Source organism: Bradyrhizobium yuanmingense (genome assembly GCF_025200905.1).
In the GTDB taxonomy this organism is placed as follows: Bacteria; Pseudomonadota; Alphaproteobacteria; order Rhizobiales; family Xanthobacteraceae; genus Bradyrhizobium; species Bradyrhizobium yuanmingense.
In genome coordinates this window covers 5,124,944-5,137,358 of record NZ_CP104173.1, presented here as the reverse complement: position 1 = coordinate 5,137,358, position 12,415 = coordinate 5,124,944, and the positions used below count along the sequence as shown (strand labels likewise).

General features: G+C 65.6%; 9 protein-coding genes. 2 read left to right on the top strand and 7 right to left on the bottom strand.

Features of this window, described 5'->3' with window-relative positions; translation table 11 throughout:
• The first annotated feature begins 4 nt into the window (after positions 1-4).
• The gene (gene uraD, locus N2605_RS24315; protein ID WP_192893406.1) at positions 5-892 is read left to right on the top strand and encodes a 2-oxo-4-hydroxy-4-carboxy-5-ureidoimidazoline decarboxylase; all 888 of its coding nucleotides are present in this window, start codon (positions 5-7) and stop codon (positions 890-892) included.
• Positions 893-989: 97 nt separating this feature from the next.
• Here the strand turns inward: uraD and N2605_RS24310 are convergent, their stop codons facing one another.
• The 3 genes from N2605_RS24310 to N2605_RS24300 are packed head-to-tail and all read right to left on the bottom strand — an operon-like array spanning position 990 to position 5,959.
• Positions 990-2,387, bottom strand: coding sequence for a nucleobase:cation symporter-2 family protein (locus N2605_RS24310; protein WP_109142964.1), 1,398 nt, complete (start codon positions 2,385-2,387; stop codon positions 990-992).
• 24 nt (positions 2,388-2,411) lie between these two features.
• Positions 2,412-5,135 carry a molybdopterin-dependent oxidoreductase gene (locus N2605_RS24305; protein WP_260343362.1) on the bottom strand — a complete coding sequence of 908 codons (2,724 nt, stop codon included), beginning with the start codon at positions 5,133-5,135 and terminating at the stop codon, positions 2,412-2,414.
• A complete protein-coding gene (locus N2605_RS24300) occupies positions 5,132-5,959 on the bottom strand; it encodes an FAD binding domain-containing protein (RefSeq protein WP_225142932.1) in 828 nt (275 codons plus the stop codon). The genes N2605_RS24305 and N2605_RS24300 overlap by 4 nt, the downstream gene beginning before the upstream one ends.
• A gap of 146 nt (positions 5,960-6,105) precedes the next feature.
• Between N2605_RS24300 and N2605_RS24295 the strand changes: the two genes are divergently transcribed.
• The gene (locus N2605_RS24295; protein WP_225142931.1) at positions 6,106-7,455 is read left to right on the top strand and encodes an 8-oxoguanine deaminase; all 1,350 of its coding nucleotides are present in this window, start codon (positions 6,106-6,108) and stop codon (positions 7,453-7,455) included.
• A 110-nt stretch (positions 7,456-7,565) separates the two neighbouring features.
• Here N2605_RS24295 and N2605_RS24290 read toward each other — a convergent pair whose 3' ends face one another.
• The 4 genes from N2605_RS24290 to N2605_RS24275 all read right to left on the bottom strand — a co-directional run bounded on the left by N2605_RS24290 (position 7,566) and on the right by N2605_RS24275 (position 12,272).
• Positions 7,566-8,642 carry a BMP family ABC transporter substrate-binding protein gene (locus tag N2605_RS24290; RefSeq protein WP_225111998.1) on the bottom strand — a complete coding sequence of 359 codons (1,077 nt, stop codon included), beginning with the start codon at positions 8,640-8,642 and terminating at the stop codon, positions 7,566-7,568.
• 76 nt (positions 8,643-8,718) lie between these two features.
• Positions 8,719-9,636 (bottom strand): ABC transporter permease, encoded by a 918-nt coding sequence (locus N2605_RS24285; protein WP_225142930.1) that lies wholly within the window; start codon positions 9,634-9,636, stop codon positions 8,719-8,721.
• Positions 9,623-10,717: an ABC transporter permease gene (locus N2605_RS24280; protein WP_128263315.1), complete on the bottom strand. Its 1,095-nt coding sequence runs from the start codon at positions 10,715-10,717 to the stop codon at positions 9,623-9,625. The genes N2605_RS24285 and N2605_RS24280 overlap by 14 nt, the downstream gene beginning before the upstream one ends.
• On the bottom strand, positions 10,701-12,272 hold the full coding sequence (locus N2605_RS24275) for an ABC transporter ATP-binding protein (protein ID WP_260343361.1): 1,572 nt from the start codon (positions 12,270-12,272) through the stop codon (positions 10,701-10,703). The genes N2605_RS24280 and N2605_RS24275 overlap by 17 nt, the downstream gene beginning before the upstream one ends.
• Between the last annotated feature and the right edge of the window lie 143 nt (positions 12,273-12,415).

Here is a 12,415-nt window from a genome sequence, read left to right as displayed (position 1 = left end):
GATGATGTCGCAGATTTCGCTCGCCGATCTCAACGCTGCAAGCACGGCCGACTTCGTCGCGGCGCTCGCCAACGTCGTCGAATATTCGCCGTGGATCGCCGAGCAGCTCGCGGCAAAGCGGCCGTTCGCCGGTATCAACGAGCTGCACGCCGCGCTGATGGCCGCGATCCAGAGTGCCGAGCCTGACGTGCAGCTGGCGCTGATCCGGGCGCATCCCGATCTCGCCAACAAGACGCAGCGCGCCGCGGGCCTCACCGCGGAATCGACCGACGAGCAGAACAGCGCAGGGCTCGACCGGCTGTCGGATGCCGAATATTCCGCGTTCGAGCGGGCCAACAACGCCTACCGCGACAAGTTCGGCTTCCCCTACATCGTCTGTGTGCGCCGTCACACCAAGGATTCCGTGCTGCGCGACTTCGAGGCGCGGCTGCTCAACATCGCCAAGACCGAGATAAGGCGTGCGATCGAGGAGATCGGCCGCATCTCGGCGCTGCGGCTCGACCAGCTGGTCGCCGCCGACGACAGGCTGAAGGTGCACGGCCGGCTCTCGACCCATGTGCTGGACAACCAGATCGGCAAGCCCGCACCTAGCATCCCGATCGAGCTCGTGGAGCTCGCGAGCCTTGGCGAGATCCGCGTCATCGCGCGCACGGTGACCAATGCCGATGGCCGCACCGACCAGCCGCTGATCGGCGGCCGTCCGCTGCCGATCGGCCGCTACGAGCTGCGCTTCAGCGTCGCCAAATATTACGCCGCGCGCAACGTGCCGCTGTCCGATCCGCCGTTCCTCGACGAGATCACGCTGCGCTTTGCGATCAGCGAGCCGGAAAGCCATTACCACGTGCCGCTGCTGGTCACGCCCTGGAGTTACTCGACCTATCGCGGCAGCTAGAGCATGATCCGGAAAAGTGCGTAGCGGTTTTCCGACAAGATCATGCTTAAACAATAATCCAAAGCGCGATGACGATTCATCCTAGTCGCATCGCGCTTTAGACATGCTGTGCCGATGCGGCGGCTGACGCCGCGTCGGCCTCCGCGGCAGCGCCACCGCTCAACCCGTTGAAGAAGGCATTGAGCAGCACCGACACGACCGCGCAGAGCAGGATGCCGGACTCCAGCAGCGGATGCAGATTGTGCGGCAGATTGCGGAAAAAACCGGGAGCAACGAGCGGGATCAATCCAAAGCCGATCGAGATCGCGACAATGAAGAGATTGTAGCGGTTGTTGCGGAAATCGACCGCGGCCAGGATGCGTGCGCCGGTGGCCGCCACCATGCCGAACATCACGAGGCCGGCGCCGCCGAGCACGACCAGCGGCACCGCCTCCACCAGCGCGGCGAGCTTCGGCAACAGCCCGAGCACGAGCAGGATGCAGCCGCCCGTCACCGTCACCCAGCGCGAGCGCACGGCCGTGACTGAGACGAGGCCGACGTTCTGCGAAAACGAGGTATAGGGAAACGTGTTGAAGATGCCGCCGAGCAACGTGCCGAGCCCGTCGGCGCGTAAGCCGCGGCTCAGGGCTTCGCGGTCGACGGCCTTGCCGGTGATCTCGCCAAGCGCCAGGAACATACCGAGCGATTCGATCATCACCACGATCATGACGATGCACATGGTGATGACAGGCACCAGGTGGAATTGCGGCATGCCGAAGCGGAAGGGAATCACGAGTGCGCCCCAGGAGGCGGCGGCGACCTTGTCGAAATGCATCACGCCCAGAATGCTCGCGAGCACCGCGCCGGCGATGATGCCGATCAGCACGGCGACGTTGGCGAGAAACCCGCTGCCCCATTTGATCAGGCCGAGGATGAAGAGCAGCACGAACAGCGAGATGCCGAGCCCCTGCAATTGCCCATAGGCCGGATTGGGAAAGCTGCCGGAAACGCCGTCGACCACCTTCGTCAACGTCGGCAGGCCGCCGCCGGCCCAGTTGATGCCGACGCGCATCAGGGAGATGCCGATGATGAGAATGATGGTGCCGGTGACGACGGGAGGAAACAGCGGCAGCAGCCGGCTGACGAACGGCGCAACGACGATGCCGAACAGACCGGCGGCGATCACGGAGCCGTAGATGCCGAGCAGGCCGATTTCCGGTGAAGCCGCCATCGACAGCATCGGGCCGACCGACGCAAAGGTCACGCCCATCATCACGGGCAGGCGGATGCCGACGCCGGGGAAGCCGAGGCACTGGACCAGCGTCACAAGTCCGCAGGCGAACAGGTCGGCGCTGATCAGGAAGGCGACGTCCTCCGGCGGCAGCTTCAGCGCGCGGCCGATGATGAGGGGGACCGCGACCGCGCCGGCATACATCACCAGCACGTGCTGGAGCCCGAGCGCGAGCAGGCGCGGGACCGGCAGGACCTCGTCGACGGGATGGACGTCGTTGCTCATGGATGTATCCCCCGAAACATCTATCTAGCCAAATTTGTCATGGAGCGCCGGAAACAGCCGGTCCGGCTTGAAGGGCGGCGCGGTGAAGCGAATGCCGGTGGCATCCGCGATCGCGTTGCCGAGCGCGGCGGCGACCGGATTGTAGGGACTCTCGCTCATCGACTTCGCGCCGAGCGGGCCGATCGTGTCGGACGTCCCGGCGAAGAACACTTCCGTGCGCGGCACGTCGGCGAAAGAGGGCAGGTGGTAGTCGCGGAATTTCGGATTGGTGACGCGCCCGCTCGCGTCGATCACCATCTCCTCGTAGAGCGCAGCGCCGAGCGCCTGCGCCACGCCGCCTTCGACCTGTCCGCGGCACTGCATGGGATTGGCGACGACGCCCGCGTCCGCGGCGTGCACGCTCCTGAGAATCCGGAGCTCGCCGGTCGCCTTGTTCACCGCGACGCGAAAGCCCTGCACGTTGAACCCCACCGATCGCGGCGTGCCGCCGGACGTGCCGCTGCCTGCGAACGGCCGGTCGCGCTCGCGGGCGAGCTTCGCCAGCTCCGTAAAAGGCATGCGGCGGACGCCGCTGACGACGGAGTCCGCATCGAGCGCGCAAGTCTCCACATCGCACAGCCAGGCGCCGGCGGCTGCCGCCTTCAGCTCGCTCGCAAGCTGCATGGCTGCCGCATGCGTCGCCTTGCCCGCAACGAAAGTGCCGGCGCTGCCATACGCGCCGGTGTCGTGGCCGCCATGGGCGGTGTCGGACTGGCGCAGACGAATCTTGTCGACGGTGGTCGCCAGCGTGGTCGCCGCGATCTGGCGATGCACGGTGCTGGTGCCGTTGCCGAACTCGGCCGTGCCTACGGTGAGGTCGAAGCCTCCGTCGTCGTTGAGTGCGATCGTCGCATCGGCGAAGTGGCCGGCCGGCGGCACGGTGTCGATCATGGTCAGCGCGATGCCGTCGCCGATGAGCCAATCCGGCGACAGCTCCGGCTGCGGGCCATCGGCCTGCATCGCGCGCTCGACGAGATCGAGGCACTGGTCGAGCCCGTAGGAGCCGTAGAGCACGTCGTGATATTCGGACGGCGGCGGCGACAGCATGGGATCGCCGGGCCTCACGATATTGCGCCGGCGCATCTCGTAGGGACTGATGCCGAGCTGCCCCGCCAGTTCGTCGATCGCCGCTTCCACCGCGATCAGCGCCTGCGGCAGGCCATAGCCGCGAAACGCGCCCGCCGGCACCGTGTTGGTGTAGACGGCGACGCCGTCGACCCGCTTGTTCGGACAATTGTAGACGGCGATGGACTCCGCCAGCGCGTGGAACAGCACGGGGCCGGCGTGATTGCCGTAGGCGCCGGTGTTGGAGAGCACGTCGAGCTGGAGCGCGGTGAGCTTGCCGTTGCTGTCCGCGCCGGCCTTGACGTGGATCCGCATCGGATGCCGCGTCGAGGTCGCGATGAACTGCTCCTCGCGTGTCAGCTCCAGCTTGACCGGCCGCCCGGTCTTCAGCGCGGCAAGCGCCAGTATGTCCTCGACGAACATCTCCTGCTTGCCGCCAAAACCGCCGCCGACGCGTTCGCAGAACACGCGGACCTTGTCCATGGGAAGCTGGAAGATGTCCGACAGGGCGCGCCGGGTCAGGAACGGCACCTGCGTCGAGGTGCGGACGGTGAGAACGCCGGAATCATCGAGCCAGGCGAGGCCGCCATGGGTCTCGAGCGCCGCGTGCTGCACGCGGTGACTGTGAAAGGTGGCCTCATAGGTGGCGGCAGATGTGGTGAGGGCCGATGCGACATCGCCGAACTCGCCATGCGTCTCCGCGACCAGGTTGCGCTGGGGATCGGCGACGCGGTTCGCAGTGGTGCGGTCGGGATGGATGACCGGCGCACCCGGGGCCATCGCCAGCTCTGGATCGATCAGCGCCGGCAGGATCTCGTAGCTGACCTTGAGCTTGCGGCACGCAGCCTCCGCGGCGGCTTCGGTCTCGGCGACGACGGCGGCAACCTTCTGGCCGACGAAACGCACGACGTCATCCAGGACGCGGGTGTCCTCCGGGTCCATCCAGTCTTTCTCATGCCGTGCCGTCGAGATCAGGACGGACGGCGCATCTTCGTGCGTCAGCACGGCGTGTACACCGGGGATGCTCAGCGCGTCCCACTTGTCGATCGCGACGATCCTCGCGTGCGCATGCGGCGAGCGCAGCAGCTTGATGTGCAGCAGACCATCGATTGCGGTGTCGAAGGTGTAGCGTGCCGTGCCGCGGACCACGTCGGGGCCTGCGGGGGCGGGCAGGCTGCGGCCGAAGGCGGCGCCGGCCTCGACGCTCGCCTCGACATTGGTCTTGCCGAGGATCGCGTCCTCGATCGACCGATAGCCGGTGCAGCGGCAGATATTGCCTTTCAGCGCCGTGCCGAGATCGGTGCGCTGCGCCTGGTTCAGCGAGGCGCAGGTCAGGATCATGCCGGCGGTGCAGAATCCGCATTGAAAGCCCTGTGCATCGAGAAAGGCCTGCTGCATCGGATGCGTGCCGTGATCGCCGCCAAGGCCTTCGATCGTGGTCACGCTGCGGCCCTCGGCCCGGAACGCCGGGATCAGGCAGCTGTGCACCGGCTCGCCGTCCAGCAGCACGGTGCAGGCGCCGCAGTCGCCGGCATCGCAGCCTTTCTTCACGCCGAAATGGCCGAGCTCGCGCAGGAACGTGCGCAGGCACTGGCCGGCGCGCGGCTCCTGGGAAAATGCCTCGCCATTGACCTCCAGGCTCATGCGGGTATCGCTCCCAGCAGCTCGACGCGAATGTCCTCGGCCAGGCGCAGCGTCATGTGCTTGCGCCAGAGTGGCGCGCCATGGATGTCCGTGTGGTACAGATCATCGGTAATCTCCTGCATGAGCGCGGCGCGCAGCGCGCCTGCGTCTGGGGCTTTGCGGAAGCGCAGCTGGATCGGCCGCACCGTCGACGCGGTGACCGTGAGTGTCAGCGTATCATCGGCTTCGAGACTGCCGATCAGCAGCGCCGCGGAGCGGCCGACGGGCGCCAGCGAGATCTGGCGGAAGGCCGTGCGGCGCTTCAGCGCGGGAAGCGGGATGTCGATCTGCCGGAGCAGGTCGCCTGGCGTCAGGCGATTGCGCTGGTTGCCGGTGACGAATTCGGTGACCGGAAGCCTCTGTTCACCGCCGCCGGCCTTCCAGATGGTGCAGACGCCGTCGAGTGCCGACGTCAGCGAGATCATCGGTCCCGCCGGCAGCGACATGCAGAGATTGCCGCCGACGGTCGCGGTCTTCCAGATCTTGAATGAGGCAAGGAAGGCCCGGCAGCACTGGTTGATCAGCGGCGCTGCGAGCCAATCAGAGGGGCAGGCGAGTCCATCGACCTCTGCGATGGTGCAAGTGGCGGCGATCGAGAGGTGGCTCTCTGTGATCGCAAGTGCCGGCCATTTCAGATCGGTGAGATCGATCAGTCGCGTCAGATGCGTTTGCGGCTCCGAGAACAGCCAGGTGCCGCCCGCGAGCCAAGCATCACCTGCCGTCCAAACGGGCAGCTGCGCGCGCGTTTGCGGATGGGCGACAGCTGTGATGGTATTCAAGTCCATGGCTGCGCCAACGCTTCCGACGGTTGAATGGTCCGAGCGAAGTGTTGCAAGACGGGAGCCAAGTGGCAACAACAAGTCGAAGCAAGGACGCAATCGTCCTCGGCCTTGCAGGTCCGCCGTCAGGGTGGGCGAGGAGAAGCAGGATCATGACTGAGGCAAGTTCGACCTGGATCAGGGATCCCCTGGCCATCCTCGCCGACGGGGCCGAGCGCGGCATTGTCGTGAAGGACGGCCGGATCGTCGAGCTCGTGCCGGCGGGCGGTGTGCCCGCAACCGCCGATGTCGCAGTGTTCGATGCGGGCGAACACGTCGTGCTGCCGGGCCTGATCAATACCCATCATCACTTCTACCAGACGCTGACGCGGGCGCTGCCGGCCGCGATGGACCGCGAGCTGTTCCCCTGGCTCCAGGCGCTCTATCCGGTGTGGGCGAAGCTGACGCCGGAAGCGCTCGAGCTCGGCGTCACCGTGGCGATGTCCGAGCTGTTGCTCTCCGGCTGCACCACCACGACGGATCACCACTACGTCTTCCCGCCCGGACTCGAAGACGCCGTCGATATCGAGGTGGCGGTGGCGAAGCGCCTCGGCGTGCGCGTGCTGCTCACGCGCGGCTCGATGAACCTGTCACAGCGCGACGGCGGCTTGCCGCCCGACAGTGTCGTGCAGGACGAGGACACCATTCTCGCCGATAGCGCCCGCGTGGTCGCCAAGCATCACCAGCGCGGCGCGGATGCGATGGTGCAGATTGCGCTCGCGCCATGCTCGCCGTTCTCGGTGACGACGTCGCTGATGCGCGCCACGGCCGATCTCGCCGACAAGCTCGACGTGCGCCTGCACACCCATCTCGCCGAAACCGAGGACGAGAACAGCTTCTGCCAGCAGATGTATGGCTGCCGTCCGCTCGACTATCTCGAGCAATGCGGTTGGCTCAATGCGCGCACCTGGCTCGCCCATGGAATCTTCTTCAATCCGGACGAGATGAGACGGCTCGGCAAGGCCGGCACGACCGTCAGCCATTGTGCGTGCAGCAACCAGCTGCTCGCGTCGGGCTGTTGCCCGGTGTGCGACATGGAAGAGGCCGGCGTCGTGATCGGCATTGGTGTCGACGGCTCGGCCTCCAACGACGGATCCAACCTCATGCAGGAGGTGCGGGCCGCGTTCCTGCTGCAACGCGCGCGTTATGGCGTCACGAAGGTCAGCCACAAGGATGCGTTGCGCTGGGCCACCAAGGGCTCGGCGGCATGTGTGGGCCGGCCGGAACTCGGCGACATCGCCGTCGGCAAGGCCGCCGATCTTGCGCTGTTCCGGCTCGACGAGCTGCGCTTCTCCGGCCACGGCGATCCGCTGGCTGCGCTCGTACTGTGCGGGGCGCATCGCGCCGACCGGGTGATGGTGGCTGGAAAATGGGCGGTGATCGACGGTGCGATCCCGGGTCTCGATGTGGCAGACCTCATCCGCCGCCACAGTTCCGCGGCGCGGGCCATGCAGGCTGGATAGCCGGGCGAAATAGAGAAAGAGGGGGCAGCCACAAGTGCCGGGTGCTTCTGGCCACCCCCTCCGAACCTCCTCCGGGAGGAGCAGGTGATTTAGTCAATGCAAGAAGCGTGCTACTTGCCCGGCAGCTTGTCGTCGATGCCTTTCACGTAGAAATTCATGCCGAGGATCTGGCCGTCATCCAGGTGACCGCCGCCCTTGCATTCGACCGGCTTGCCGTCCTGCCCAACGATCGGGCATTTGAACGGATGCAGCTTGCCCGCGGTGATCGCGGCCTGGGCATCCTCAGCCATTTTTTTCACATCGTCAGGCATGTTGGTGTAGGGCGCCATCGTGAACATGCGGCTGTCGAGGCCACCCCAAGTGTCCTCGGACTTCCAGGTGCCGGCGAGCTCGGCCTTGACCCGCTCGATGTAGTAGGGGCCCCAGTTGTTGATGATCGAGGTCAGCTGGGCCTTTGGCCCGAACTGGATCATTTCGGAATCCTGGCCGAAGGCCAGCTTGCCGCGTTCGCTGGCGATCTGCATGGCGGCGGGCGAATCCGTGTGCTGCATGATGACGTCGGCACCCTGGTCGATCAGCGCCTTGGCGGCGTCGGCCTCCTTGCCTGGGTCGAACCAAGTGTTGGCCCAGATGATCTTGACCTTGATGTTCGGATTGATGGTCTGCGCCGCCAGTATCGTCGCGTTGATGCCGGAGACGACCTCCGGAATCGGGAACGAGCCGATATAGCCGAGCACGCCCGACTTCGACATCTTCGCCGCAATCAGGCCTTGAATGTAGCGGCCCTGATACCATTTCGCCGAGTAGGTCGACATGTTCGGGTTGCGCTTGTAGCCGGTGGCGTGCTCGAAATGCACGTTCGGATATTTCTTGGCGACCTTCAGCGTCGGATCCATGTAGCCGAACGATGTGGTGAAGATCAGTTTGTTGCCGGCGCGGACGAGCTGCTCGATCGCTCGCTCGGAGTCCGGGCCTTCGGGCACGTTCTCGAGATACGTGGTCTCGATCTTGTCGCCCAGTTCTTTCACCAGCGCCTGGCGACCGAGGTCGTGCTGATAGGTCCAGCCGAGGTCTCCGATCGGACCGAGATAAACGAAGCCGACTTTCAGCTTGTCGGCGGCGGAGGCCGCACTGACGCTCCCAGCGAGCAAGAGCCCGGCAGCCAGTGCAAGAAGTGATTTCCTCATCATCGATCTCCAAACTTCGGGGGAAGCCACGATCCGCAGCATGCGCGCCCCATCGTGCACACTGCGGAAACGAAATCTAGCGGTCGGGCACGAACACCGTGCCGAGCGCGGCCGGTGCGGTCGAGCCGCCCGTGCGCGCGCGGGAGAGCAGGACCAGCACGATGACGGTCGCGAGATAAGGCAGCGCCGACATGAATTGCGAGGGAATGCCGACGCCCCATCCTTGCGCATGCAGTTGCAGGATCGTCACCGCGCCGAACAGATAGGCGCCGACGATGAGCCGGCCCGGCCGCCAGGATGAGAACACCACCAGCGCCAGCGCGATCCAGCCGCGTCCGGCGGTCATGCCCGGAATGAAGAACGGCGTATAGGCGAGCGGCAGATAGGCCCCCGCAAGACCCGCGCAGGCGCCGCCGAACATCACGGCCAAGGTGCGGATGCGCAGGACGGGATAGCCGAGCGCATGCGCGGAAGCGTGATTGTCGCCGCAGGCTCGCAGGATCAATCCCGCCCGTGTGCGGTACAGGAACCACCACACAGCGACGATCAGCGCGATCGAGAAATAGACGAAGCCATTCTCGCCGAACAGCACGCGGCCGATCAGCGGGATATCCGTCAGGACGGGAATAGAGAGGTGCACGGCCGGCGTGATGCGCTCGCCGACGAAGCCGGCGCCGATCAGGCCTGAGAGCCCGACGCCGAGGATGGTCAGCGCGAGGCCGGTTGCGACCTGGTTGACGGCAAGCCCGAGTGCCATCAGCGCGAAGACGAGCGACATCAGCGTGCCCGCGACGATGCCGAACAGCGCGCCGATAAAGATCGATCCGGTCAGCCAGGCGCCGGCAAAGCCACAGGCCGCGCCGACGATCATCATGCCCTCGACCCCGAGATTGAGCACGCCGGAACGCTCGGCCACGAGCTCGCCGGTCGCCGCAATCAACAGCGGCGTCGATGCGGCAAGCACCGCCAGGATGATGGCCTCAACCAGCTCCACGGGCCACCACCTTTCGGTTCGGGAACACCAGCTTGAAGCGGTAGAGAATGAGGGAGTCGCAGGCGAGCACGTAAAACAGCAGAATGCCCTGAAAGACCTTGGTGACATCCAGCGGAATCTTCATCGCGATCTGCGCCTGCTCGCCGCCGATAAAGGTCAACGCGAGGAAGAGGCCTGCAATTAGTATTCCAAGCGGGTTCAGCCGGCCGAGGAAAGCGACGATGATCGCGGTAAAGCCGTAGCCTGGCGAGATGCCGGGCTGGAGATGTCCGACTGGACCCGCCACCTCGATGATGCCGGCAAGCCCGGCCAGCGCCCCGGAGACGGCGAAGGTCAGGATGATGAGCTGGTTGGCGTTGAAGCCGCCGAACCGCGCGGCGCGCGGCGCAGCGCCGACCACGCGGATCTCGAAACCCTTGATGGTGCGCCCGAGCAGGATCGCGGCTGCCGCGACGACGAGCAGGGCGATGATGGAGCCGAGATGCAGCCGGCCGCCTTCGATCAGCAACGGCACGGTCGCTACCGGATCGAACTCGGCCGTGGTCGGGAAATTGAAGCCGTGCGGATCGCGCCAGGGGCCGCGCACGAGATAGTCGAGGAAGAGGTCGGCGACATAGACCAGCATCAGGCTGGTCAGGATCTCGCTGGCGCCGAATTTCACCTTGCAGATCGCCGGGATCAGCGCATAGAGCGCGCCCGCAGCGGCGGCGAGGACGAGCATAGCCGGCAGCACCCAGGCGCCGGCATCAGTACCTTGCGTCTTCACCGCGATCCAGCTTCCCGCGACTGCGCCGATCAGGAATTGCCCTTCGGCGCCGATGTTCCAGGCGTTGGCGAGATAGCACAGCGACAGGCCGATCGCGATCATCACCAGCGGCGTCGCCTTCACCGCGATCTCCTGGAGCGAATAGCCATCGGTGAGGGGCGCAATGAAATAGGCGTGCAGGGCAAGCAGTGGATTCTTGCCAAGGATCGCGAACAGGATGACCATGGTCACGATCGTGAGGCCAATCGCGATCAGGGGGGACACCAGCGCGATCGTGCCGGAGCGCTCGGCACGCTTCTCAAGCACCAGCTGCATGCGCGATCTCCTTTGGCTGCAGGCTGCTGCCGCCCATAAGAAGGCCCAGCTTCTCGCGGCTTGCTTCGCGTGCCGAGAGCGGAGCCGACAGCTTGCCGTGGAACATCACGGCGATGCGGTCGGCAATCTCGGCGAGCTCGTCGAGATCCTGGCTGGTCACGAGTACCGCGGCGCCTGCGGTGGCGAGATCAAGCAGCGCCTGACGGATGACGGCGGCGGCGCCGGCATCGACGCCCCAGGTCGGCTGGCTCACCACCAGTACCGTGGGATTGCGCAGGATCTCACGTCCCACGATGAACTTCTGCAGATTGCCGCCGGACAGGCTGGCGGCCTCGGGATCGCGCTTGGCCTTGCGGACGTCGAAGGTTTCGGTGGCGCGGTCGACCGTTCTCAGCGTAGCCGCCGTATCGATGAATCCGCGACGGACCATGCCGCTGGCGGCATGGCCGGTGAGCAGCGCGTTCTCCGACAGTCTCATCCGCGGCGCGGTGCCGTGGCCGAGTCGCTCCTCGGGAACGAAGGCCGCCCCCAGCTTGCGCCGCTGGGTGATCGAAAGGTGACCGGCGGCGATGCCCTCGATCACCACCGTTCCGGGGTTCTTCGCGAGACGCTCGCCGGAGAGCGCTGCGAACAATTCGTCCTGGCCGTTACCGGCGACGCCGGCGATGCCGAGAATCTCGCCGCCCTTCAGCTCGAATGAGATGTGCTCAAGCCGCACGCCGTGCGCTTCGACGGGAGCCAGCGAGAGATCGTTGACTACGAGCCGCGGCACGGTGGTCCTGCGGCCGGATGCGCCCTTCACCTCCTTGACCTCGCCGCCGACCATCATCCGCGCAAGTGAGGCGGCGGTTTCGAGCCGAGGGTTGCAGGTCTCGACCTTCCGGCCGCCACGCAGGATCGTCGCGGTGTCGCAGAGCCGCTTCACCTCCTCCAGCTTGTGGCTGATATAGAGGATGGCGCGGCCCTCGGCCTTGAGGCGATCCAGCACGATGAAGAGCTGGTCAGCCTCCTGCGGCGTCAGCACCGCGGTGGGCTCGTCCAGGATCAGGAATTTCGGATCCTGCATCAGGGCGCGGACGATCTCGATGCGCTGACGCTCGCCGACGGAGAGTTGCCACGCCTCACGCCTGGGATCGAGCGGCAGACCGTAAGTCTTCGCCACCTGTTCCAGCCGGGCCGACATGTCCTTGAAGGATTCCTTGCCGTCGAGGCCGAGCGCGACGTTCTCGGCAACCGTGAGATTGTCGAACAGCGAGAAGTGCTGGAACACCATGCCGATGCCGCGGATGCGCGCTTCGGACGGACCGGACAGCACGATCCGCTCGCCCTGCCAGTGAATCTCGCCGGCGCTGGGCTGGATCAGTCCGTAGATCGCCTTGACCAGCGTCGACTTGCCGGCGCCGTTCTCGCCCAGCAGGGCGTGGATTTCCCTCGGCCGGATCTCGATATCGATGCAATCGTTGGCGAGGAAATCGCCATAGCGTTTGGTGAGGCCGATGGTCCTCAGGAGCGGGGACTCGCCGGAATGCTGGCCGTTGGATGTCGGATCTAACATTCGTTGATGCGCTTGCATGGGTGACGTGCCTCAATACTGGGCCAGTTTGGACCCCGGCGTAAGATGTGAAAAAGCATCATCCCTTGCTCAACGCGTCGGCAGGCTCTCGGCCCAGCGCCGGTCATCGATTCCGAGCAATCATA